This is a genomic window from Afipia sp. Root123D2 (genome assembly GCF_001425835.1).
In the GTDB taxonomy this organism is placed as follows: domain Bacteria; phylum Pseudomonadota; class Alphaproteobacteria; order Rhizobiales; family Xanthobacteraceae; genus Afipia.
In genome coordinates, this window is record NZ_LMDP01000003.1 from 765,225 (window position 1) to 788,656 (window position 23,432).

Annotated in this window: 25 protein-coding genes; 9 read left to right on the top strand and 16 right to left on the bottom strand. The window is 63.0% G+C overall.

Annotation, left to right across the window (positions count from 1 at the left end):
- Positions 1 to 98: 98 nt before the first annotated feature.
- From coaA to hisB, 7 genes are all read right to left on the bottom strand, one after another.
- Positions 99 to 1,055: a type I pantothenate kinase gene (gene coaA, locus ASC80_RS18805; RefSeq protein ID WP_056301036.1), complete on the bottom strand. Its 957-nt coding sequence runs from the start codon at positions 1,053 to 1,055 to the stop codon at positions 99 to 101.
- A gap of 85 nt (positions 1,056 to 1,140) precedes the next feature.
- Complete coding sequence (locus ASC80_RS18810; protein WP_056300427.1) at positions 1,141 to 1,464, bottom strand: phosphoribosyl-ATP diphosphatase; 324 nt, start codon at positions 1,462 to 1,464, stop codon at positions 1,141 to 1,143.
- A gap of 73 nt (positions 1,465 to 1,537) precedes the next feature.
- On the bottom strand, positions 1,538 to 2,302 hold the full coding sequence (gene hisF / locus ASC80_RS18815; protein ID WP_056300429.1) for an imidazole glycerol phosphate synthase subunit HisF: 765 nt from the start codon (positions 2,300 to 2,302) through the stop codon (positions 1,538 to 1,540).
- Between the two features lie 7 nt (positions 2,303 to 2,309).
- Positions 2,310 to 3,050 (bottom strand): 1-(5-phosphoribosyl)-5-[(5-phosphoribosylamino)methylideneamino]imidazole-4-carboxamide isomerase, encoded by a 741-nt coding sequence (gene hisA / locus ASC80_RS18820; protein WP_056301039.1) that lies wholly within the window; start codon positions 3,048 to 3,050, stop codon positions 2,310 to 2,312.
- Complete coding sequence (hisH, locus tag ASC80_RS18825; protein ID WP_056300431.1) at positions 3,047 to 3,697, bottom strand: imidazole glycerol phosphate synthase subunit HisH; 651 nt, start codon at positions 3,695 to 3,697, stop codon at positions 3,047 to 3,049. Before hisH ends, hisA begins: the two co-directional genes overlap by 4 nt.
- The gene (locus ASC80_RS18830) at positions 3,694 to 4,191 is read right to left on the bottom strand and encodes a DUF2628 domain-containing protein (RefSeq protein ID WP_056300432.1); all 498 of its coding nucleotides are present in this window, start codon (positions 4,189 to 4,191) and stop codon (positions 3,694 to 3,696) included. The genes hisH and ASC80_RS18830 overlap by 4 nt, the downstream gene beginning before the upstream one ends.
- A 74-nt stretch (positions 4,192 to 4,265) precedes the next feature.
- A complete protein-coding gene (gene hisB / locus ASC80_RS18835; RefSeq protein WP_056300434.1) occupies positions 4,266 to 4,859 on the bottom strand; it encodes an imidazoleglycerol-phosphate dehydratase HisB in 594 nt (197 codons plus the stop codon).
- A gap of 185 nt (positions 4,860 to 5,044) precedes the next feature.
- Here hisB and hslV point away from each other — a divergent pair, with 185 nt between their 5' ends.
- Together hslV and hslU are read left to right on the top strand one after the other, a co-directional pair.
- A complete protein-coding gene (hslV, locus tag ASC80_RS18840; RefSeq protein ID WP_056300437.1) occupies positions 5,045 to 5,599 on the top strand; it encodes an ATP-dependent protease subunit HslV in 555 nt (184 codons plus the stop codon).
- Positions 5,600 to 5,741: 142 nt separating this feature from the next.
- Complete coding sequence (hslU, locus tag ASC80_RS18845) at positions 5,742 to 7,043, top strand: ATP-dependent protease ATPase subunit HslU (protein WP_056300440.1); 1,302 nt, start codon at positions 5,742 to 5,744, stop codon at positions 7,041 to 7,043.
- Between the two features lie 60 nt (positions 7,044 to 7,103).
- On the opposite strand, the gene ASC80_RS18850 is transcribed toward hslU, so the two are convergent.
- From ASC80_RS18850 to ASC80_RS18860, 3 genes are read right to left on the bottom strand one after another with little or no spacing between them, the layout of a single operon-like run.
- The gene (locus tag ASC80_RS18850; RefSeq protein ID WP_056300443.1) at positions 7,104 to 7,706 is read right to left on the bottom strand and encodes a Smr/MutS family protein; all 603 of its coding nucleotides are present in this window, start codon (positions 7,704 to 7,706) and stop codon (positions 7,104 to 7,106) included.
- Between the two features lie 2 nt (positions 7,707 to 7,708).
- Complete coding sequence (mltA, locus tag ASC80_RS18855) at positions 7,709 to 9,166, bottom strand: murein transglycosylase A (protein WP_502690984.1); 1,458 nt, start codon at positions 9,164 to 9,166, stop codon at positions 7,709 to 7,711.
- Entirely contained in the window at positions 9,144 to 9,845 is a 702-nt protein-coding gene (locus ASC80_RS18860; protein WP_056300446.1) for a Tim44/TimA family putative adaptor protein, read from the bottom strand. Before ASC80_RS18860 ends, mltA begins: the two co-directional genes overlap by 23 nt.
- 360 nt (positions 9,846 to 10,205) lie before the next feature.
- Between ASC80_RS18860 and secB the strand changes: the two genes are divergently transcribed.
- The gene (gene secB, locus ASC80_RS18865) at positions 10,206 to 10,682 is read left to right on the top strand and encodes a protein-export chaperone SecB (protein ID WP_056300449.1); all 477 of its coding nucleotides are present in this window, start codon (positions 10,206 to 10,208) and stop codon (positions 10,680 to 10,682) included.
- Positions 10,683 to 10,875: 193 nt separating this feature from the next.
- Here secB and dnaQ read toward each other — a convergent pair whose 3' ends face one another.
- The 4 genes from dnaQ to ASC80_RS18885 are packed head-to-tail and all read right to left on the bottom strand — an operon-like array spanning position 10,876 to position 13,671.
- A complete protein-coding gene (gene dnaQ / locus ASC80_RS18870) occupies positions 10,876 to 11,571 on the bottom strand; it encodes a DNA polymerase III subunit epsilon (protein WP_056300451.1) in 696 nt (231 codons plus the stop codon).
- A gap of 31 nt (positions 11,572 to 11,602) precedes the next feature.
- Positions 11,603 to 12,208, bottom strand: a complete 606-nt coding sequence (gene coaE, locus ASC80_RS18875) for a dephospho-CoA kinase (protein WP_056301042.1) — start codon at positions 12,206 to 12,208, stop codon at positions 11,603 to 11,605.
- 14 nt (positions 12,209 to 12,222) lie between these two features.
- Complete coding sequence (locus ASC80_RS18880; RefSeq protein ID WP_056300455.1) at positions 12,223 to 12,831, bottom strand: Maf family nucleotide pyrophosphatase; 609 nt, start codon at positions 12,829 to 12,831, stop codon at positions 12,223 to 12,225.
- Positions 12,832 to 12,834: 3 nt separating this feature from the next.
- Positions 12,835 to 13,671 (bottom strand): pyruvate, water dikinase regulatory protein, encoded by an 837-nt coding sequence (locus ASC80_RS18885; protein WP_082512663.1) that lies wholly within the window; start codon positions 13,669 to 13,671, stop codon positions 12,835 to 12,837.
- Positions 13,672 to 14,210: 539 nt separating this feature from the next.
- On the opposite strand from ASC80_RS18885, the gene hemJ reads away from it, so the two are divergent.
- The 3 genes from hemJ to ASC80_RS18900 all read left to right on the top strand — a co-directional run bounded on the left by hemJ (position 14,211) and on the right by ASC80_RS18900 (position 16,987).
- Complete coding sequence (hemJ, locus tag ASC80_RS18890) at positions 14,211 to 14,633, top strand: protoporphyrinogen oxidase HemJ (RefSeq protein ID WP_056300457.1); 423 nt, start codon at positions 14,211 to 14,213, stop codon at positions 14,631 to 14,633.
- 263 nt (positions 14,634 to 14,896) lie between these two features.
- Positions 14,897 to 16,162, top strand: coding sequence for a transcription termination factor Rho (rho, locus tag ASC80_RS18895; protein ID WP_056300460.1), 1,266 nt, complete (start codon positions 14,897 to 14,899; stop codon positions 16,160 to 16,162).
- 102 nt (positions 16,163 to 16,264) lie between these two features.
- The gene (locus tag ASC80_RS18900; protein ID WP_156464448.1) at positions 16,265 to 16,987 is read left to right on the top strand and encodes a GNAT family N-acetyltransferase; all 723 of its coding nucleotides are present in this window, start codon (positions 16,265 to 16,267) and stop codon (positions 16,985 to 16,987) included.
- A 59-nt stretch (positions 16,988 to 17,046) separates the two neighbouring features.
- On the opposite strand, the gene ASC80_RS18905 is transcribed toward ASC80_RS18900, so the two are convergent.
- Both ASC80_RS18905 and ASC80_RS24045 read right to left on the bottom strand, forming a co-directional pair.
- Entirely contained in the window at positions 17,047 to 19,080 is a 2,034-nt protein-coding gene (locus ASC80_RS18905; RefSeq protein WP_056300466.1) for a thioredoxin domain-containing protein, read from the bottom strand.
- A complete protein-coding gene (locus tag ASC80_RS24045) occupies positions 19,077 to 19,256 on the bottom strand; it encodes a hypothetical protein (RefSeq protein ID WP_162244610.1) in 180 nt (59 codons plus the stop codon). The genes ASC80_RS18905 and ASC80_RS24045 overlap by 4 nt, the downstream gene beginning before the upstream one ends.
- Here ASC80_RS24045 and mnmE point away from each other — a divergent pair.
- The 3 genes from mnmE to rsmG all read left to right on the top strand — a co-directional run bounded on the left by mnmE (position 19,192) and on the right by rsmG (position 23,430).
- On the top strand, positions 19,192 to 20,523 hold the full coding sequence (gene mnmE, locus ASC80_RS18910) for a tRNA uridine-5-carboxymethylaminomethyl(34) synthesis GTPase MnmE (protein WP_056300469.1): 1,332 nt from the start codon (positions 19,192 to 19,194) through the stop codon (positions 20,521 to 20,523). The two genes, ASC80_RS24045 and mnmE, sit on opposite strands and share 65 nt — an antisense overlap.
- Before the next feature lie 304 nt (positions 20,524 to 20,827).
- Complete coding sequence (gene mnmG / locus ASC80_RS18915; protein WP_056300472.1) at positions 20,828 to 22,699, top strand: tRNA uridine-5-carboxymethylaminomethyl(34) synthesis enzyme MnmG; 1,872 nt, start codon at positions 20,828 to 20,830, stop codon at positions 22,697 to 22,699.
- A 47-nt stretch (positions 22,700 to 22,746) separates the two neighbouring features.
- Entirely contained in the window at positions 22,747 to 23,430 is a 684-nt protein-coding gene (rsmG, locus tag ASC80_RS18920) for a 16S rRNA (guanine(527)-N(7))-methyltransferase RsmG (protein WP_502690985.1), read from the top strand.
- Positions 23,431 to 23,432: the final 2 nt, after the last annotated feature.

Consider the following 23,432-nt stretch of genomic DNA (forward strand, 5'->3'; position numbering starts at 1 on the left):
TCCCGGTGATCCCGCTTAGGGACGCACCGTGCCCACCTCAGCGAGATGCCCGGGACAAGCCCGGGCATGACAACGACTAATATCTGTAAAGATAAAAATCACAGCCGCCGCAGCGACACCTTCTCGATGACGTGGTTCGCGCCCTTTTCGAGGATCAGCGTCGCGCGCGGCCGCGTCGGCAACACGTTCTCCCGCAGGTTGACGAGGTTGATCGTGTTCCAGATCGACAGCGCGGTTTCGGTCGCTTCCTCGTCGGATAATTTGGCGTAGCGGTTGAAGTACGATCGCGGATCGCTGAACGCCGTGCCGCGCAAGGTGAGAAAGCGCTCGACGTACCAATCCCTCAGGATGGTTTCGTCGGCATCGATATAAACCGAGAAGTCGAAGAAGTCGGAGACGAACGGCACCGCCTTGCCGTCGCTCGGCAGCCGGCCGGTCTGCAGCACGTTGAGGCCTTCGACGATCAGGATGTCCGGCTGGTCGACCTCGATGCCGCCACCGGGCACGATGTCGTAGGTCAAATGCGAATAGACCGGCGCGCGCACCGGGTGGCGGCCGGCCTTGATGTCGCTGAGGAACGAGAGCAGCGCCCGCAGATCGTAGCTTTCGGGAAAGCCTTTCTTCTGCATCAGGCCTTCGCGTTCGAGCACCGCGTTCGGATAAAGAAACCCGTCGGTGGTGACGAGATCGACCTTCGGCATCGGCGACCATCTGGCGAGCAACGCCTGCAGCACGCGCGCGGTGGTCGATTTCCCCACCGCCACCGATCCTGCGACGCCGATGATATACGGCATCTTGCGGTCCTGAATGCCGAGAAAGCGGCGCTGGGCAAAGAACAGCCGCTGGGTCGAGGCGACGTAAAACGACAGAAGACGCGACAGCGGCAGGTAGATTTCCTCGACTTCCTTGATATCGAGACGATCGTGCATCGAATGAAGACGCTCGACCTCGCTGGCCGTCAGCGTCATCGGCGTGTCTTCGCGCAGTTTGGCCCACTCGGCCCGCGTGAATGCCCGGTACGGATCGTACTGCTGCAGTTCGGCTCGCATATCCATGAGCCAACCTTTCTTCTGGAGCACAACCCGGAAAGCGGATCGGATTTCCGACGCGGCGGCGCTCAAACAAAACGATGGAGCAAGGTCAGTCGCGCTTACGCGCGGCTTTTTCCTCCAGTCCGGACATTTGCGTGCGCCGGGCGAGCGCGTCTTCGACATCGGCCAAGGTCACGCCCCGTGACTTCAGCAATACCAGCCAGTGAAACACCAGATCGGCGCTTTCCGCGATCAGGTGATCGCGGTCGTTTTCGATGGCGGCGATCACGGTCTCAACCGCTTCCTCGCCGAATTTCTTGGCGCAATGTTCGGCGCCCTTGTCCAGCAGCTTGCGCGTGTAGGACACGTCGCCGCCCGACGCCGCGCGGGCGTCGATGGTGGCGGCAAGATCATGGATGGTGAAACGGGTCATGACGGCTTTGTAACATCCCGGACCCCTGCCGGGGAGCGCAAAGTGCTGACAGGTTTAAAGTTTTCGCCCCGGGTCATGGATCGAGCCGCATCGGCAGGCCGGCCCTTACCATGTGGTCCTTAGCCTGGCGGATGGTGAATTCGCCGAAGTGGAAGATCGAGGCCGCCAGCACCGCCGTGGCGTGGCCGTCGCGAATCCCGGCGACCAGATGATCGAGATTGCCGACGCCGCCCGACGCGATCACCGGCACATTGACGCTGTCGGCAATGGCGCGGGTCAGCGGAATGTCGAAGCCCTGGCGGGTGCCGTCGCGGTCCATCGAGGTCAGCAGGATCTCACCGGCGCCGAGAGACACCACTTCCTGGGCGTATTCGATGGCGTCGATGCCGGTCGACTTGCGCCCGCCATGGGTGAAGATTTCCCAGCGGTCGGACTTCGTCCGCTTGGCATCGATGGCGACGACAATGCACTGGTCGCCGAATTTCTCGGCGGCTTCCTTGACGAACTCGCGGCGGCTGACCGCGGCCGAATTGATCGAGACCTTGTCGGCGCCGGAATTGAGCAGCGTGCGGATGTCCTCGACGGTGCGCACGCCGCCACCGACCGTCAGCGGCATGAAACAGGCTTCCGCCGTCCGCCGCACCACGTCGAACATGGTGGCGCGGTTCTCATGGGTCGCGGCGATATCGAGAAAGCACAGTTCGTCGGCGCCGGCGGCGTCATAGGCGATCGCCGCTTCCACCGGATCGCCGGCATCGCGCAGGTCGACGAAATTGACACCCTTGACGACGCGGCCGTCTTTCACATCGAGGCAGGGAATGACGCGGACCTTGAACATCGGATGCCTATGCCGCCGTGCGCGAGTTGCAGATCAAAGTGAGCGCTTCCGCCGGATCGATCCGGCCGTCATAGAGCGCGCGGCCCGAGATCGCGCCTTCGAGTTTTTTCGCGCGCGGTTCCAGCATCGCCTTGATGTCGGCGATCGAGGCGAGGCCGCCGGATGCGATCACCGGAATCGAAATCGCCTCGGCGAGCGCGATGGTCGCGTCGAGATTGAGGCCCTTGAGCAGACCGTCGCGGGCGATATCGGTGAAAATGATCGCGGCGACACCGGCATCCTCGAACCGCTGCGCGATATCGAGCGCGGTCACCGTCGAAGTTTCCGCCCAGCCTTCGACCGCGACCTTGCCGTCGCGGGCATCGAGGCCGACCGCGACGCGGCCGGGAAATTTCTTCGCGGCTTCCTTCACGAATGCAGGATCGCGCACTGCGGCGGTGCCGATGATGACGCGCGCGACGCCCTTGGCGAGCCACGCTTCCAGCGTCGCCAGATCGCGGATACCGCCGCCGAGCTGCACCGGCATTTTCACCGTCTTCAACATGCCTTCGACCGCCTGCGCGTTCATCGGCTTGCCGGCGAAGGCGCCGTCGAGATCGACAACGTGCAAATACTCGAAGCCCTGACGCTCGAACGCCGCCGCCTGCGCAGCGGGATCGAGATTGAACACGGTGGCGCGCGCCATGTCGCCCTGCTCGAGGCGGACGCACTGGCCATTTTTCAGATCGATGGCGGGAAAAAGAATCACGGCTTCCACTTCAGAAAATTTGAAATCAGGGCGAGCCCGAAGCGCTGGCTTTTTTCGGGATGGAATTGCGTACCGATGACCGTGTCGCGGCCGACAACGGCCGTCAGCGGGCCGCCGTAATCGGCGCGCGCCAGCACGTCGGCCTCGTTGGTGGCCTTGAGCTGATACGAATGCACGAAATAGGCATGACGGCCCTTGTCGCCAAGCGGCAGCCGTTCCAGCACCGGATGCTCGCGCACCAGTTCGAGCGTGTTCCAGCCCATGTGCGGAATCTTCAGGTTCTCGTCGCGCGGCGCGATCTTCTCGACATCGCCGGAGATCCAGTCGAGCCCCGGCGTCGTGACGTACTCCTTGCCCTGCGTTGCCAGCAACTGCATGCCGACGCAGATGCCGAAGAAGGGTCTGGCCTTGATGCGCACCGCTTCGGTCATCGCATCGACCATGCCGTCGAGCCCGTCGAGTCCCTTGCGGCAATCGGCGAACGCACCGACGCCCGGCAACACGATGCGGTCGGCGCGGAACACGATCTCGGGATCGCGTGTCACCACGATCTTTTCGGGATTCTCCATGCTCCGCGCGGCGCGCTCGAATGCCTTGGCCGCCGAGTGCAGGTTGCCGGAGCCGTAATCGATAATGGCAACGCTCACCGCGGTACTCCCGGCTGGGGAAAGGATCCGATGACATCGTTTCCGCCGAGCGAAGCCCGCGGCAGCGGCGGCAGCGACGATGGCGTGGCGCGGCCGGGCTCGCCGTTCACGCCGGCCGGCCAGCGATCGAAAAACCGCCGCTCAGCGGCTTCCTCGTCATCGGCGACGACGACGTCGAGCTGCTGCCACTTGCGCCGCCGCAGCGTCCAGCGCCACAGCGAGCCGGCCTCAAGCCCGACCAGCGCGGCGACAATCAGCATCATCAGCATGCGGGCGCCGGCGCCGATGCCGAACCACGACATCGCAACCTCCGCCGCGACCGTGAGCACGACATAGCCGAACAGCACCAGCCACAGCCGGTGCCACGCCAGCCAGACGATGCTGGCGACAAACGCCCAGAAGTAAAATCCGTCGCGAACGAACACAAAACGATCCGGCGTGGCGCGGACGTCAACGCCATAGCTCGACGGCGCGTGAACTGTGTACACCGGCATGTTTCGTCTCCGACGCTCTGCCCGAGCAATGAACGCGCGACGTCGCGAAACGGATTCCGCGGCGCGCGACTGGATCAGCCGCCGAGCTGTCCCTTGGTCGACGGCACTTCGCCCTTGGCCTGCGGATCGATGGCGACCGCGGCGCGCAACGCACGCGCCAGGCCCTTGAAGCAGGATTCGGCGATATGGTGGCTGTTCTCGCCGTACAGCGTCTCGACATGCAGCGTCACGCCGGCGTTGATCGCGAAGGCGTTGAACCACTCGCGCACCAGCTCGGTGTCGAACGCGCCGATCTTGTCGCGCGGAAATTCGACCCTGAACACCAGCACCGGACGGCCGGAAATGTCGATGACCACCCGCGACAGCGTTTCGTCCATCGGCATGTGTACGCCGGCATAGCGGGTGATGCCGCGCATGTCGCCGAGCGCCTGCTTCACCGCCTGGCCGAGCGCGATGCCGACATCTTCTGTGGTGTGGTGATTATCGACGTGGAGATCGCCGTCGGCCTTGACGGTGATGTCGATCCGGGAATGGCGCGCCAGCAGATCGAGCATATGGTCGAAAAACCCGATGCCGGTCACGACATCGGACACCCCGGTGCCGTCGAGATTGACGGACACCTGGACGTCGGTTTCCTTGGTCTTGCGCTTGATCGTCGCCGTGCGCATGAAAAATGCTCTCCGGGGCCTGAAAGTCGGGGTCTTTTAACAGGCCGATGACGCCTTCGCTACTGCGAGAAAGGTCGAATCGCGCTCCTTCGTCGCACTATGGTGACCGAAATCCGCATGGCCGCCCGGCCCGATTGCATCCCCGGCCTCCGATCCCTAAATCTGGCGCAACGAAAGGTCCCCTTATGCAAGCATCACAGCCGGAAATCTGGCACGGCACCACGATTCTGACAGTCCGCAAGAGCGGCAGGGTGGTGATCGGCGGCGACGGGCAAGTCTCCATCGGTCAGACGGTCATCAAATCCAACGCCAAAAAGGTCCGCAAGCTCGGCAAGGGTGACGTGATCGGCGGTTTTGCCGGCGCCACGGCCGATGCCTTCACCCTGTTCGAGCGGCTGGAAAGCAAGCTCGACCAGTATCCGGGGCAACTGACCCGCGCCTGCGTCGAACTGGCGAAGGACTGGCGCACCGACCGCTATTTGCGCCGGCTGGAAGCGATGATGATCGTCGCCGACAAGGACGTGTCGCTGGTGCTGACCGGCACCGGCGACGTACTCGAGCCCGAGCATGGCGTGATGGCGATCGGCTCCGGCGGCAATTATGCGCTGGCCGCCGCCCGCGCGCTGGAGGACACCGAAAAGGACGCCGAGACCATCGTGCGCCGCTCGCTCGACATCGCCGCCGACATCTGCGTCTACACCAATCGCAACGTGACGATCGAAACACTGACGAGCGATTAAGCCATGCGCGTCATCATCCTTCGAGGCTCGCAAAAGCTCGCACCTCAGGATGACGACGCGAGCACAAGCCGTCACCCTGAGGCGCGAGGGCATCGCCCGAGCCTCGAAGGGCGACGGCGCTAACTCAGAGATATCAAGAAGCATGTCCGACTTTTCTCCCCGTGAAATCGTTTCCGAACTCGACCGCTTCATCGTCGGCCAGGCCGACGCCAAGCGCGCGGTTGCCATCGCCTTGCGCAACCGCTGGCGGCGGCTGCAACTCACCGGATCGCTGCGCGAAGAAGTGCTGCCGAAAAATATCCTGATGATCGGGCCCACCGGCGTCGGCAAGACCGAGATCGCGCGCCGTCTGGCGCGGCTGGCGGCAGCGCCCTTCATCAAGGTCGAAGCGACCAAGTTCACCGAAGTCGGCTATGTCGGCCGCGATGTCGAACAGATCATCCGCGATCTGGTCGAGGTGGCGATTTCGCAAACCCGCGAGCGCAAGCGCAAGGACGTCCGCGCCAAGGCGCAGCTCGCCGCCGAGGAGCGCGTGCTCGACGCGCTGGTCGGTCCCGGCTCGGGGCCCGCGACCCGCGATTCGTTCCGGCGCAAGCTGCGCGCCGGCGAACTCAACGACAAGGAAATCGAGATCGAGACCCAGGCGTCATCCGGCTCGCCGATGTTCGAGATTCCCGGCATGCCGGGCGCGCAGATGAGCGCGATCTCGATCGGCGACATCTTCGGCAAGATGGGCGGCCGCACCAAGACCCGCCGTCTCACGGTGGTGGATTCGCATGAGATCCTCGTCAACGAGGAATCCGACAAGCTGCTCGACGACGATCAGCTGACGCAGGAAGCGATTCATGTCGTCGAGAACAACGGCATCGTGTTCCTCGACGAGATCGACAAGATCTGCGTGCGCGACGGCCGCTCGGGCGGCGACGTATCGCGCGAAGGCGTGCAGCGCGATTTGCTGCCGCTGATCGAAGGCACCACCGTGTCCACCAAGCACGGCGCGGTGAAGACCGACCACATCCTGTTCATCGCCTCGGGCGCGTTCCACATCGCCAAGCCGTCCGATCTGCTGCCCGAACTGCAGGGCCGTCTGCCGATCCGCGTCGAACTGCAGGCGCTGTCGCGCGACGACATGCGACGGATTTTGACGGAGCCGGAAGCCTCGCTGATCAAGCAGTATGTCGCGCTGATGCAGACCGAAGGCGTGACGCTCGACATCACCGATGATGCCATCGATGCGCTGGCCGATGTCGCGGTGGCGGTCAACGGCACCATCGAGAACATCGGTGCGCGGCGATTGCAGACGGTGATGGAGCGGGTGCTCGACGATACCTCGTTCCACGCGCCCGATCTCGGCGGCCAAACCGTCACCATCGATGCGGCCTATGTGAACAAGCACATCGGCGACCTGGCGAAGAACACGGATCTGAGCCGGTTTATTTTGTAAGCAAGACACCCATGGAGTCGTCCCGGCGAAAGCCGGACGATTCCATAGCAACCATACGCATCATCTTGCGCGCCTGACCCGGACATACAGCGCGCCCTCGCCGCCGTGGCCGATGTGGGCTTGCTCGAAGCCGATCACCAGACTGCGGAATTCCGCCAGCCCGAGCCAGTGGGGCACCTGACGCCGCAACACGCCGCGCTCCGGATTGGTCTCCGACACGCGGCCCTTGCCGGTGATCACCAGCACGAAGGTCAGCCCATCGGCGCTGGCGCGTTCGAGAAAATTCAACAGCGCGCGATGGGCGCGGGTTTGCGTCATGCCGTGAAGATCGAGCCGCGCCTCGATATCCTTGCGGCCGCGTGCAAGATGCGAGCGCTCGCGCCGGCCGAGCGCCACCAGCGGCGGTGGCGCAGGGGCCGGAGGCGGCGCTGCGACCTTCGCCGCTGCCTGTGTCGGCCGCACGGGTTTGGCCTTGGCGGCGACAGCCGGCGGCGCGGCATCCTGATCCGGTTTGGCATCCGGTTGCGCCTTCACCACACGCGCGCGTTTGCGCAGCGGCTTGATCTGTCTGGCGACCGTCTCCCACAACGCCAGCTCCTCGCCACTCAAGGCGCGCTTGCGGCGTGTCGCAGGTTCCGGATCAAGACGAGGCGGGCGTTTCATGGTCAGCGGCGATGGCGGCGGTGATGACGGCGGCGCTGTTTGCGCTCGGCCGACGATTCGGTTTTGACCGTTGTATCAGCGGTTGCCTTCGCGGGCGTGGCTTTCGGCCGCTCCTGCGGCAGCGGCATGGTCTTTCCGCGCGGCACCGGATCGAGCGCGCGCGGCAGCAGCATGACGAACTGCGCCGGATTCTTCAGGCGTCCAGCGATCTTCCCGGCCTCGCGGCCGGCGCCGAAATAAAGATCGGCGCGGGCCGGGCCGACGATGGCCGAGCCGGTGTCCTGCGCGATCATCAAACGCTGGAACGGCGTTTTCGACGCTTCCGATTCAATCGGCAGTTGGCCCGCGATGAAGAACGGCGTGCCGTAAACATGCAGCGCCTTGTCGACGGCGATCGAACGGCCAGCGGTGAGTTGCACGCCTTGCGCGCCGACCGCCTCATCCTTCTCCGACAACTTCACTTCGCGGAAGAACACATAGGACCGGTTCTGGCGGCGCAGTTCTTTCGCCGCGTCGGGATTCTCATCCATGTAAGCGCGGATGCGCTGCATCGACATTTCCTCGCGCGGAATGATGTTGCGCTCGATCAGGACGCGGCCCACCGGCGTATAGGGAAAGCCGTTATGGGCGTCGTAGTTGAGACGCACCATCGTTCCATCCTCGAGGCGAACGCGCGCCGAGCCCTGGATCTGGATAAACAGCAGATCGGTTTCGCTCTTGAGCCAGACCACCTCCAGCCCGCGCCCGGCGATCGCGCCATCCTCGATCTCACCGCGATCGTAATACGGCACGAGCTTGCGGCGGCCGATCTTGCGGAACACCTGACCCTTGTTCGGCAAACCATTCGAGGTCTGCGAAAAGCCCTTGACGAAAAGATTGGACGGGCGGCGATAGACCGGAACGGTGTAGACATCGGTCCTGGTGCGCGAGCCATCGACGATGGGCTCGAAATATCCGGTGACGAAACCGGCATCCTCGCCGATCCGCGAAATCCGCAGCGGCACGAATTCGCGCTCGAAGAACGCGCGCGCCGCAGCGCTGTCGGCGACATGAGCAGACTTCGCGGCACGGCACGGCCCCCGCAGCGAATCGCCGATCGCCTTGCCGTTCGTCCGACCCGGCTTCGCCGCCAGGATCGGCACGCAGCTCACACGGAATGTCTTGAAGGCCGCAAGCGGATCGTCAGCCGTCCAGCCCGCGACATCGCTCCAGGTCAGCGGCGTGTACTGGCTGCCCGGAATCTCGAGCGGCCAGACAACGGGGCCATGACGGTGATGATGATGATGGTGGTGGTGGTGGTGAGATGCGTGGTGTCTGCGATTGGCGCGGGCGTCGGCCGGGCCAACGGCAAGACCAAGGATCGCGCCAAGGATCGCAAGCGACAACGCCGCGGCCGCAAGGGAGGATGCGCCGCCGCGCCACCCCGCTCCGCGAGCGTCAGTGTCCGCTTTCCGTTCCAACCAGCTTCCAGTTCGGATCGCGGGAGGACACATCACGCGAGAACGTCCAGACATCGGTGACATCGGTGAGCTTGTCCGGGTTGCCGTCGATGACCGTATCGGTCTTGTCCCGCGTCGCCGAGATCATCTGCGACACGAAACGCACGGTGACCTGCGCCGCGCGATCGCGCACGCCTGCGGCGACGATCTCGGCCTTGTCGATCGAGGCAAAGCGCGTCGTGACCTTTTCGCCGCGCTGTTCGCGGCCGCGGATCGCCGCGTCGAAGCCTTCATAGACGTCGGAGGACAGCAGGTCCTTGAGCGACCGGCGATCGCCATTGGCGAAGGCCAGCACGATCATTTCATACGCGCTCTTGGCGCCGGTAATGAAGTGCTGTGCGTCGAACGAAGGATCGTTGGCCGCGACTTCATCGAGGCCCGTCGCCAGCGCGGAATCCGGCTCGGCAACTCCCTTCCAGCGATCGGGCGCGGGTGTGGCGTCCGCGGTGGGCGCCAGCGGCACCTGATCGATGGTCTTGCCCGGCATCGGCACGACATTATCCGGCCCGCCGCGGGCGAGATCGCGGGTCACACGATCAAGCGGCGGCCGCTCGCTGCCGGTGCGCTGGCCGAGCACATTGCGAAGCCGCAGAAAAATAAACACGGCCAGAGCCAGAAAAATGATGGTGTAAATATCCACGTCGTCTTCGCTTTCTGATCGGTCCGGTCGCCGCAGCGACAACCGCTCGGGACGGCTGCCTACCCCGGCAACGGATGACATCCTGCATGATTGGCATCTGATGTAGGCATGAAACCCGCCAGCGCCAACAACGCCATTTGCCGCGTTACACCTTCATCCTGAGCCGTTCGAGCAATCTGACAGAGTTAAGATCGGCTTATCGTGCCGGTTTACGCCGATTCTAGCCTATCCAGGCTCCATGGCCAACCTTTTGGCGGCGTTTCGCCGTCCATCGTCCTTGTCGAATACGGCAGGGCTATGATAGCCACTCGCCCCGAGAATGCCCTCGATGGCCCGAATATATCCGCAGGAGAGACCGACATGACCAATGGCAACGGCGCACCGGCCGAGGGCACCGCTCCTCCGCAACTCAACGTTCTCGCGCAGTACATCAAGGATCTGTCGTTCGAAAATCCGAACTCGCCCGGCTCGCTGGCCCCGCAGGAAAAGCAGCCGCAGATCAACATCCAGATCAATGTCAGCGCCACCGGCGTCGGCGAGCACGATTATGAAGTCGCGCTTTCGATCGAGGGCAAGGCCGAAAACGACGGAACCCTGCTGTTCGGGTTCGAGCTGGTTTACGCCGGTGTGTTCCGGATCCAGAACGTCGCGCAGGAAAACCTGCACCCGCTGGTGATGATCGAGTGTCCGCGACTGCTGTTCCCGTTCGCGCGCGAAATCATTTCGACGTCGACTCGCAATGGCGGCTTCCCGCCGCTGATGCTCGATCCGGTGGATTTCGTCGGGTTGTATCGCCAGAACATGGCGCGCCAGGCGGAACAGATCAAACCGAGCTGACGCCGACTTTCTTTCTCAAATCGTTCAGGTTTGCACGGAATTGTCATGGCCGGATTTATTCCGGCCATCTCGCTTAGGTGAGCATGGTGCATCACTGATCGGGATCACCGGGACAAGCCCGGTGATGACAATTGCGAATGTAGATGCCTGAACGGCAATGACGCGTCCCGTCTCCGTGTCGGACAAGCGTGCTTTAATTCTCGAGAAATTCGTTCCAGAGCGGCTTGTCGCCCAGGGTGGCGACGAACGCGCGATGCGCTGCGCGGTCCTCGTCGCTGACGCGGGGGGCGAGCGGCGTTTCGCGCTGCCTGCGCGCGGTCTCGATCATGCCTGAGCCGGCGGCCTGAATGGTTTCCGACGCCAGGATCAGTTGCGACTGACGCGCGCCGATCAGGTCGATATAGACTTCGGCCAGCAGTTCGGCGTCGAGCAGCGCGCCGTGCTTGGTACGCTTCGAATTGTCGATGGCGTAGCGCGAGCACAGATCGTCGAGACGGTTCGACACGCCGGGATGCTTGCGCCGCGCCAGCATCAGCGTGTCGACGAGACGATCGCGCGGGATCGCGCCCCGCGACACCTTGCCGAGTTCGTGGTTGATGAAGCCGATGTCGAACGAGGCATTGTGGATGATCAGCGGCGCATCGCCGATGAAGCTCAGGAATTCTTCCGCCACCGTCGCGAACAGCGGCTTGTCGGCCAGGAACTCGCTCGACAGGCCGTGAACCGCGAACGCTTCCTGCGGCATGTCGCGTTCCGGATTGAGATAGACGTGATAGGTCTGCCCGGTCGGCATATGATTGATCATCTCGACGCAGCCGATTTCGACCAGACGATCGCCGCGCAGCGGATCGAGGCCGGTGGTTTCGGTATCGAGAACGATCTCACGCATTGCTTGTATCGCTGTCCTTCAACGCAGGCGATTACGAATCAACCCGCCGTCTGGGCATTTTAGCGACCTGCGCGAGAATGTCCCCGATCCTGTCGCGCACCGGCTCCAGCCCGTGGGACGTATCCACCAGAAAGTCGGCCCGCGCGCGCTTGTCGGCGTCCGGCATCTGCCGCGCGAGGATGGCATCGAGCTTGTCCGGCGTCATGTCGTCGCGCGCCAGAATCCGCTCGCGCTGGATCTCGGGCGACGTCGTCACCACCACCACCGCGTCGACCCGCTTGTCGCCGCCGGTCTCGAACAGCAGAGGCACGTCGAGCACCGCGACCGAAGCACCGCTGGCTTCGGCGTCGGCAAGAAACATCTGCTGATGACTGCGCAACATCGGATGCACGATGGTCTCCAGCCGCTTCATCGCTTCGGGGTTATTGACCACGGCGGCCGACAGTTTCCTGCGGTCGACGCCGGCCGGCGATGTCGTGCCGGGAAACGCAGCCTCGATGGCCGGAACCGCCTCGCTTTCGTAAACCTTATGCACTGTCGCATCGGCGTCGTAGACCGGAACACCGGCCTCCGCGAACAGTTTCGCGGTGGTGGATTTTCCCATTCCCATCGAGCCGGTCAGTCCGAGCAGAAACATGCGCTGATTGTCTTTCACACCGTCAGGAGGTCGTGGCTGCGCAGGAACGTCAGCAAAGGCAGCAGCGGCAGACCCAGGATCGTAAAATAATCGCCGTCTATGCGCTCGAACAGATGCACGCCCGCGCTTTCGAGCTGATAGGCGCCGACGCTGGCGGTCACGCGGTCACCGGTGAGGTCGAGATAAGCGGCGATGGCGTGATCGTCGAGCTTGCGCATCACCATGTGCGCCGCCGCGACGTCCGAGAACAAGACTCGCCCGCCTTTCGCAACCGTGACAGCGGAACTGAGTGTGTGGGTGTGGCCGGACATCAGACGCAACTGATCGGCGGCCGCGGTGCGATCGGCCGGCTTGGAGAACAGCCGCATGCCGAGCGCCAATGTCTGGTCGGCGCCAATCACAAAGCGATCCGGATGAGCCTTCGAGATATGTTTGGCTTTTTCACCGGCCAGCAGCGCGGCAATTGCGCCGGGATCGGTGAGGCCGGAATTTTCCTGAATGGCGCGCTCGTCAATATTTGCCGGGATCGCCTCGAACGCAAGGCCGGCGTTGCGCAGAAGCGCCTGCCGCGCAGCGCTTTGCGATGCCAGGATGAGAGGTCTTGAACCACGCCACACAGTCATCGGTTACGGTCTCTGACGTTGCCGGTCGGCATAGAGTTTCATGATGGCCGCCGCGGTTTCCTCGATGGAGCGGCGGGTGACGTCGAGCAGCGCCCAATCATATTTCAGACTGAGCCGCCGCGAAAACGCGACCTCCTCCGCCACCGCCTGGCGATCGATATAGGCATCGTCTCCGGTTCGCGCACCGATCCCCAGCAGCCGGTTCTGACGAACCTGGATCAGCCGTTCCGGCGTGGCATGAAGACTGACCACCAGCGGCTTCTTCAGCGTCTCGAGCTGATGCGGAATCGGAATGCCCAGCACCAGCGGCACGTTTGCGGTACGCACGCCGCGATTGGCGAGATAGATCGAGGTCGGTGTTTTCGAGGTGCGCGACACGCCGACCAGAACCACGTCGGCCTCTTCGAGTCCTTCGACATGCTGGCCGTCGTCATGCATCATCGAATAATTAAGCGCGTCGATCCGCTTGAAGTATTCCGCGTTCAGCGTGTGCTGGGCGCCGACGCGGCGCGAGGTCTGCGTTCCAAGATAGGCCTGAAACAACTGCATCACCGGATCGATGATCGACAGCGACGGAATATTGATCTCCTGACACTTCGCCTGCAGCCGCTCGACCAGATCCTTCTCCAGCAGTGTGAACAGCACGATGCCCGGCGCTTCCTCGATTTCGGCGAGCACGCGGTCGAGCTGTTTCTGGCTGCGCACCAGCGGATAAACATGCTCCACCGGTGTCACATTGGCGTATTGCGCGGCGACCGCGCGCGCCACCGTGATGATGGTTTCACCGGTCGAATCGGAGATCATGTGAAGATGGAAATAGCTGCCGGTGGTCGTCACCATATGCGATCAATCCAGTTTTCGCCCGGTTCGGCTGCTGTGTATTGCTGTGAATCGCTGTGGGTAGAAACGGCCTATTTCAGCGCTGCGACGGCGCATCTGTATAACCCGCCCGATTGTTCACAGCCCTGACTGCGGGATGGCGTTGCGTGCTCGCGATCAGTGTAACGGGGGTATGTGGATTTGTCTTGGGATAAACCGGCGCAACAACGCGGCAAGCCATTGAATCGTTCGCCCTTTTCCCGACCTGCAGAGAACCGCCGTGATCGAGGATAAATCGTGCCGCTGTGGATGAGCGACTGACAGAGGCGGGAGAAACTTGCGCGGGCACTATTCACGGTTACTTAGACTCAAACCTAGAATCTAGAAATGATTTATTAAGAAAAGAATTGATCCCGGATATGCCCATCGTGCTGCGGATATGAAATGATCGTGGTGTCGAGTCGTTCCGGTGTCGCGAAGATTTTTCGCTCGCACGAAAGCAATAATCTCCGAACCGAAAATCTTTTGGACTGCAGTTGTGAACCTCAATCGAGACCGCGATGTATGAATGGATCAAGGCGCTGCATGTGATCGCCGTCATTTCGTGGATGGCGGGAATGCTCTATCTGCCGCGGCTGTTCGTCTATCATTGCGAGGCCGAGCCCGGTTCGAAGCAATCCGAAACCTTCAAGGTGATGGAGCGCAGGCTACTCAAGGCGATCATCAACCCGGCGATGATCGTGACCTGGCTCGCCGGTTTGTGGATGGTCTGGGAAGCCGGATGGTACAAATCGGGCTGGTTTCACGCCAAGTTCGTGCTGGTCCTCCTGATGTCCGCCGTTCACGGCTTTTTCACCAGCCGGGTGCGTGATTTCGCCCTCGACCGGAACACCCGAAGCCAGAAATTCTATCGGATTATCAATGAGGTACCGACTGTTTTAATGATCGCGATCGTTATCCTGGTGATCGTCAAGCCGTTCTAGGCGCCGGATGGTGCTGAAACCGCTGACGATTTCCTTGCGCCGGTTGCGGCGATTTTCTATATTCAATGCATCTCCCCGAACGCAGGCGGATGTGGCAGTGGTCTGGTCTCGTTAGACCCGCCGTCGCATCAGGTTCGAAGCCGCCCGGCACCTTCTCTGCTCAAGACCTGCGGACCCACGGTTGAACTACTGCGTCCGCATTTTCAGCAGGCCGAACCGCTCTTGCACCCTCTCCCCTCCTTGCTTTTCTACAGGACCATCCCATGCGGGAAATGAAACTACAGGACCTCAAAGCCAAAACGCCGGCCGAGCTCGTCTCGTTCGCCGAGGAGCTTGGGGTCGAAAATGCCAGCACCATGCGCAAGCAGGAGCTGATGTTCGCCATTCTCAAACTGCTGGCGATTCAGGAAACCGACATCATCGGCGAGGGCGTCGTCGAGGTTCTCTCGGACGGCTTCGGCTTTCTGCGCTCGTCGGACGCCAACTACCTGCCCGGCCCTGACGATATTTACGTTTCACCATCGCAGATCCGCCGCTTCGGCCTGCGCACCGGCGACACCATCGAAGGCCATATCCGCTCGCCGAAGGAAGGCGAACGCTATTTCGCGCTGCTCAAGGTCAACACGCTGAATTTCGAGGACCCGGAAAAGTCCAAGCACAAGGTCAATTTCGACAACCTGACCCCGTTGTTCCCGGACCAGCGTTTCCGGCTGGAACTGGAAGACCCGACCCGCAAGGATCTGTCGGCACGCGTCATCGATATCGTGGCGCCGATCGGCAAGGGCCAGCGCGCGTTGATCGTCGCGCCGCCGCGCACGGGTAAAACTGTGCTGATGCAGAACATCGCGCACTCGATCACGGCGAACCATCCGGAATGCTATCTGATCGTTCTGTTGATTGATGAGCGGCCGGAAGAAGTCACCGACATGCAGCGTTCGGTGAAGGGCGAGGTCGTCTCGTCGACCTTCGACGAACCGGCGGTGCGTCACGTCCAGGTCGCGGAAATGGTGATCGAGAAGGCCAAGCGCCTGGTTGAACACGGCCGCGACGTGGTCATCCTGCTCGACTCGATCACCCGCCTCGGCCGCGCCTACAACACCGTGGTGCCGTCATCCGGCAAGGTGCTGACCGGCGGTGTCGACGCCAATGCGTTGCAGCGGCCCAAGCGCTTCTTCGGCGCCGCGCGCAACATCGAGGAAGGCGGATCGCTGACGATCATCGCGACTGCGCTGGTCGATACCGGCAGCCGCATGGACGAAGTGATTTTCGAAGAGTTCAAGGGCACCGGCAACTCCGAACTCATTCTCGACCGCAAGGTCTCGGACAAGCGCACCTTCCCGGCGATCGATATTTCGCGCTCGGGCACGCGCAAGGAAGAACTCATCACCGATCCGCAGCTGCTCAAGAAGATGTACGTGCTGCGCCGCATCCTCAACCCGATGGGCACCATGGATGCGATCGACTTCCTGCTCGACAAGCTGCGCAACACCAAGAACAACTCGGAGTTCTTCGATTCGATGAACACCTGAGCGGGGTTGCCGCCGCTCACGATTCTGCTGCATCATGCCCGGCCTTGTGCCGGGCATTTTCGTATGTGGCCGAAGCCGGGTTGAAATTGCAGGAGTGGAATGATGGCGTCAGATTCGCGGTCTTCATCCGGACTTCCGCTGGGGCTGGCTCTGCCGGGGTGGTCGCCGCGTTCGCAGCCGCCGCGCAAGATTCTTGAAGGCCGCTTTTGCCGGCTCGAGCCGCTCGATGTGGCGAAGCATGGCGACGATCTGGTCGCGGCGTTCAGCAAGACCGATCCGGATTCGTGGCGCTATCTGTTCGCTGGACCGTTCGCGAGCGATGACGATTGCCGGAACTGGCTGACGGATGTCGCGTCGCGAACCACCGAAGTGCCCTATGCGCTGATCGACTTCAAGAGCGGCCGCGCCGCCGGCATGGCGTCCTATATGCGGATCGAACCCGGCCATGGCGTCATCGAGGTCGGCAGCATTCATTACTCGGACATTCTGAAGCGAACGCCCGCCACCACCGAGGCGATGTTCCTGATGATGCGCCACGTGTTCGACGATCTCGGCTATCGGCGCTACGAATGGAAATGCGACAGCTTTAACGCGCCGTCGCGCCGCACCGCGCAGCGGCTCGGTTTCCTGTTCGAAGGGATTTTCCGCCAGCACATGGTGGTGAAGGGTCACAGCCGCGACACCGCATGGTTCGCGATTGTCGGCAGCGACTGGCCGATGCTGAAGCACGCTTATGAGAAGTGGCTGTCGCCCGAGAACTTCACGGACGACGGCCGCCAGCGCGTCTCGCTCTCCGACCTGATCGGCGCGACGCGCGGCGAGTGACAGCCGAGTCCCGTCAGGCGCGCAGCAAGACAAGTCGTCGAAGAAAAATCGACAACCCGTCAGCTTTGCAGATCCTCGTTCACCAGTTCGATCAGGTTCTCCGGCGTCGTCACCGGCAGTGAGCAGCTTTGTCCGCGGCAGACGAAGGCGGCCGCGCCCGCCGACGCCGCGATTTTCGCGCGGGCCGGATGCTCGGCCGGCAGCGCATTTTCATTGGGCGCATGAAGGATGATGGTCGTCGCGTGCGGCAGCTTGCGCGCGACGGTCAGAAGCGCGTCGGCGTCAGCGCCCTGCCCGACCACGACGATCTCGACACCGGTCAGATGCAGGTCGAGCGCATTCAGCAACGACAGATGGCCGAACATGTTCTCGGTTGCCTTCGGGAGGATCGCCGCGAACAGCTCGGTGGTTTTTATCCGCCACTGGTCGTCGCCGGTGAGGACCGAAAGCCGCGCCAGATTCTGCGCGATCAGCCCCGTGTGATTGGGAATGGCATCGTCGACGGTTGAGTGTGGCCGCACGATCAATCCCTCGGCGTCGTCGGCGGTGAGATAGTAGCCGCCGTGCTTCGCGTCGGAATAATGCGCATCGAGCGAGCGTTGCCAGGCCAGCGCCTTGTCGAGATATGGTCCCTCGCCGGTGGCCTCGAATAAAGCGAGCGCGGCGCGGACCATCGCGGCGTAGTCCGACGCGAGTCCCGGCAGCAGCAGCTTGCCGCCGCGCCATGAATGGCCGAGCCGGTCGCCGCGCGTCATCGTGGTTGCGATGAAATCGAACGCGGTGCGCGCCTGCGTCAGCCACTCCGGCCTGTCGAATGCGCAGGCCCCGTGCACCAGCGCCGCAATCATCAGCCCGTTCCAGTCGGCGAGAACCTTGTCGTCGAGACCGGGGCGCACGCGCTTGTCGCGCGCCCTCATCAACAGCGCGCGGCTCGCCGCGAGCTGTTCGGCTTCGGTCGCCGTGTCGTCGGTGGTCTTGAGACGATTGAGAATCGTATGACCCTCGAAATTGCCGTCGGAGGTGACGTCGTATTTCGCGGCGAAAAACGTCGCGTCGTCGGTGCCGAGCACGTGTTCGATCTCGCTTTGCGACCAGACGTAGAACTTGCCCTCCTCGCCTTCGGAGTCGGCATCGAGCGATGACGAGAAGGCGCCCTCCCTCGTCGTCATCTCGCGCGCTAGCCAGCCGACAGTCTCGGCGGCGCGTTCGCGAAACAGCGGCGTATCGGCACGGGCGCGATCGAGCGCGAGCAGATCGAGGATCTGCGCATTGTCGTAAAGCATCTTCTCGAAGTGCGGCACCAGCCAGCGATCGTCCACCGAGTAGCGCGCGTAGCCGCCGCCGAGATGATCGTAAATGCCGCCCTGGCTCATCTGCTTGAGAGCAAGAAACGTGGTGTTGAAAAAGCGCTCGTCGCCGCTGCGCGCGCCGGCGCGCCACAGGAATTCGAGCATCGAGCATTGCGGAAATTTCGGCGCGTTGCGCAGGCCGCCATTGACCGGATCGGTCGCCTGGGCGATCGAGATCGCGGCATTGTCGAGTTCCGCGAGGCCAAGGGTTGCGCCGCGTGTTTGCGCGCGCGCGGACAGGCGTTCGATCAGTGCGTCGCGATTGGTTGCGATCTTCTCGGGCGATTCGTGGAATATGCGCGACACCTGCCGCAGCACGTCGGTGAATCCGGCGCGGCCATATTGCGCGGTCTTCGGAAAGTACGTGCCGCCCCAGAACGGCGCGCCCTCGGGGGTCAGGAACATCGTCAGCGGCCAGCCGCCCTGCTCGCCAAGCTGATGCAGCGCGCCCATGTAGATCTGGTCGATGTCCGGCCGCTCCTCGCGGTCGACCTTGATGCTGACGAACAGCTCGTTCATCACCGCGGCGGTGGCGTCGTCCTCGAAGCTCTCATGGGCCATGACATGGCACCAGTGGCAGGCGGCGTAACCGATCGACAGTAGGATCGGCTTGTTCCCCCGTTGGGCCTCAGCGAGCGCCTCTGGCCCCCACGGCCACCAGTCGACCGGGTTGTGCTGATGCTGGAGCAAATAGGGGCTGGTGGCATCGGCAAGACGGTTTGTGTGCGTTGCAGCATTCTTCATGTTGCAGCCTTTTGTGCAGCATATTGCAGTGCAGCATATAACCAGGAGGCGGTGAGGCTGACTGATACGCGATTTCGATTGCCTGTCTCGGCGCTGGTGAACAAATAGGCGATGGATTCACGAGAGCAAACCATCTTTGCGCTGTCTTCCGGGCGCGCGCCATCGGCCATCGCCATTATTCGTGTGTCAGGGCCCAAGGCCGACAAGGCGCTCGAGACCCTGTGCGGCATGATACCGGCACGCCGGGTGGCGACGGTGGCGACGTTGAAGCATCCGGATGGAACCGCAATCGACGAGGGCGTCGCGCTGTGGTTTCCCGGGCCGCGCAGCGCCACCGGCGAGGACATCGCCGAATTCCAGGTCCATGGCGGCCGCGCGGTGATCGCGGCGATGCTCGACGCGCTCGGAAAAATTCCCACGCTGCGATTGGCGGAGCCGGGCGAGTTCACGCGCCGCGCTTTCGAGAACGGCAAGCTCGACCTCACCGAAGCCGAAGGCCTCGACGATCTGATTCACGCCGACACCGAGCAGCAGCGCCGTCAGGCGCTGCGGCAGATGAAAGGTCTGCTCGGCGACAAGGCCGAGCGCTGGCGGCGCGACATCATTGCAGCGTCGGCGCTGATCGAGGCGGGCATCGATTTTCCGGACGAAGGCGACGTGCCGCAGGAATTGCTTGCGCCGGCGCTGACGAGGATTTCCGCGCTGAGATGCGAGATTGAAGAAACCCTAGCGGCATCGGCACAAAGTGAACGCCTGCGCGACGGCCTGATCGTCGCCATTGCCGGTCCGCCGAACGCGGGCAAATCGACATTGCTCAATCGTCTCGCGCGCCGCGACGTCGCGATCGTGTCGCCGCATGCCGGCACCACGCGCGACGTGATCGAAGTGCATCTCGATCTCGATGGTTATCCGATGACGCTGCTCGACAGTGCAGGCGTGCGCGAGACGGACGATCCGGTGGAGCAGGAGGGCGTGCGCCGGGCGCAGGAGCGCGCGCGTCATGCCGACCTGGTGCTGTGGGTCGCGGACGCGAATGACGATACTGCGTCGTCGCCGGATGGTGACGACGGTCATGCGCCGGTGTGGCGGGTCGCCAACAAGGTCGATGCAGCCACGGCGAATGGATCGGTCGGGCCTGCGCGGTTCAGAATTTCGGCGGCGCGCGGCGACGGGGTCGGGGAGCTGGTTGCGGCGCTCGGAAATTATGCCGCGGAGTATTTCGGGGCAGGGGAATCGGCGCTGATCGGCCGGGCCCGCCATCGGGCGCTGCTGCAGGAAACCGCCGATTCACTGGCGCGGGCCGGGAAGCTGGCCGGACAGGGCGACGAGCTGGTCGCCGAGGAACTTAGAATTGGGATTCATTCATTGGGTCGTCTGACGGGCCGGGTCGACGTCGAGGATATCCTGGATGCGATTTTCCGCGATTTCTGTATCGGAAAGTAATTCCGGTATTTGAGAACCATCATTATTTAGAATAAGAATTCATTGTTATATTCATTATTTGATTTGTTTCACGTGAAACAAGATTGCTTCTGTTATTTGGCCGAGCTTGCCCCAGCCGTCCACGCCTTTCCCGCTACAGCCAGCCAAACGTCGGATGGCCGGATAAATCCGGCCATGACAGTGGCAAGCACGTTTGGACGTATGACGCGCCCAAGTTGCCGGTGCTGTTTCACGTGAAACAAATTTGAGCGCGCGCCCTACTGTTTTCCTTGCGCTTTCATCGGCTCGGGATAGAAGTCTCGCCATGCGCGCAATATTCGATGTGATCGTGATCGGAGGAGGCCACGCCGGCTGTGAAGCGGCAGCGGCGGCAGCTCGCATGGGCGCGAAAACCGCCCTCGTCACCCATCAGTTCGCGACCATCGGCGCGATGTCGTGCAATCCGGCGATCGGCGGGCTCGGCAAGGGCCATCTGGTTCGCGAAATCGACGCGCTCGATGGCCTGATGGGCCGGATGGCGGACGCCGGCGGTATCCAGTTTCGGATGCTGAATCGCCGCAAGGGTCCGGCGGTGCGCGGTCCCCGCGCCCAGATCGACCGCAAGCTTTATGCCCAGGCGATGCAGGCCGCGATCCGCGAGACAGCCAACCTGACCATGATCGAGGGCGAGGCCGACAATCTTTTGCTGGCAGACGGCAGGATTTCCGGGATTCGGCTCGGGAATGGGCAGGAATTCGGCGCGGGCGCGGTGGTCATCACCACCGGCACGTTTTTGCGCGGCCTGATCCATCTCGGCGAAAAGAATTGGCCGGCAGGCCGGGTCGGCGAAGCGCCTGCGCTCGGGCTGTCGAAGTCGTTCGAGCGGGCCGGTTTCACCCTCGGCCGCCTCAAGACCGGCACCCCGCCGCGCCTCGATGGTACCACCATCGACTGGTCCGTGGTCGAGATGCAGCCGGGCGACGATCCGGCCGAGCCGTTTTCGGTGCTGACGGAGCGGATTACGACCCCGCAGATCGAATGCGGCATCACCCGCACCACACCGGCGACCCATGAGGTGATCAGGGCCAATGTCCACCGCTCACCGATGTATTCCGGGCAGATCACCAGCACCGGCCCACGCTATTGCCCGTCGATCGAGGACAAGATCGTCCGGTTCGGCGACCGCGATGGCCACCAGATCTTCCTGGAGCCGGAAGGGCTCGACGATACGACCGTTTACCCCAACGGGATCTCGACGTCGCTGCCTGAAGAGGTCCAGCAGGCGATCCTGACCACGATTCCGGGGCTTGAAAAGGCGCGGATGGTCCGCCCCGGCTACGCCATCGAATACGATCACGTCGATCCGCGCGAACTGGAGCCGACGCTCCAGACAAAGCGGGCGCCGGGGCTTTTCCTGGCGGGTCAGATCAACGGCACCACCGGCTATGAAGAAGCCGGCGCGCAGGGACTTGTCGCCGGTCTCAATGCTGCGCTGATGGCCGGTGGCGGACAGCCCGCGATCTTCGACCGTGCCGACGGCTATCTCGGGGTGATGATCGACGATCTGGTGACGCGCGGCATCACCGAGCCGTATCGGATGTTCACCTCGCGGGCCGAGTATCGCCTGACCTTGCGGGCGGACAACGCCGATCAGCGCCTGACCGATCGCGGCATCGCTTTGGGTTGCGTCGGAGCGGAACGCGCGGCTTTTCACCGGAGCAAGATGGCGGCGCTCGATGGCGCCAGGTCACTGGCGAAAAATCTCGCGATCACGCCGACCGAAGGCCTCAAGCGCGGCCTGCCGCTCAACCGTGACGGCCAGCGCCGCTCGGCGTTCGAGTTACTGGCGTATCCGGACATCGAATGGGCGCAGGTGGCAGCCGTCTGGCCCGAGCTGCAGCCGATCGATCCGGTGATCGCGGCCCATCTGGAGATTGACGCCAAGTACGATGTCTATCTGGCCCGTCAGGCTGCCGATGTCAGCGCCTTCCGCCGCGACGAGGGCATGGTCCTGACCGGCATCGACTATGCGGCGGTGCCGGGGTTGTCCAACGAAGCCCGGCACAAACTTCAGGCCGCGCAGCCGCGGACCATCGGGCAGGCGAGCCGGATCGAGGCGATGACGCCGGCGGCGCTCGGAATTCTCGCTGCCTATCTGCGGCGGCAATCGCGCAAGCCATCCGCCGCCTCGGCCTGATAGAGTGTTGACGCAGCGGCGATTCCTCATCGCTGCACCCGGAGCGAATGGTGACGAAGACAGCGACATTGGCGGCCTCGGCTTCCGACAAACGGGCGGCGCTGGCACTGACACCTGTTTCACGTGAAACAGAGGAGCGGCTGGAGCGCTATGTCGCGTTGCTGGTCGAGTGGCAAGCCAAGACCAATCTGGTGGCGCCATCGACGCTGCCGCATCTTTGGACCCGGCACATCGCCGATTCACTGCAGCTTCTCGATCTGGCGCCGGACGCCAAAATCTGGGTCGACTTCGGCAGCGGCGGCGGTTTCCCCGGCATCGTGCTGGCATGCGCGCTGGCCGATGTGCCGGGCGCGGCGATTCATCTGGTCGAGCGCAACGCCAAGAAGGCGGCGTTCCTGCGCGAGGCGTTGCGGGTGACTGGCGGGGCCGGGACGGTGCACCTGAAGGATATCGGGGATTATGTGGACAGCGTGGATCACGCGGTCGATTGCGTCACCGCGCGGGCGGTCGCTCCATTACATATGTTGCTGGGCTTCGCAGAACCCCTTGTCGGAAAAGGCGCAATGGCGTTGTTTCTCAAGGGTCAAGATGTAGAGTCTGAATTGACGGAAGCCACTAAATATTGGAAAACTGAACCTCAATTACACGCCAGCCGCACGGGCGGGGACGGCTGGATCGTTGACATCAAGACCATCGGGCGTCGTGCCGATGCCTCCGCCCGAAGGGAATGACG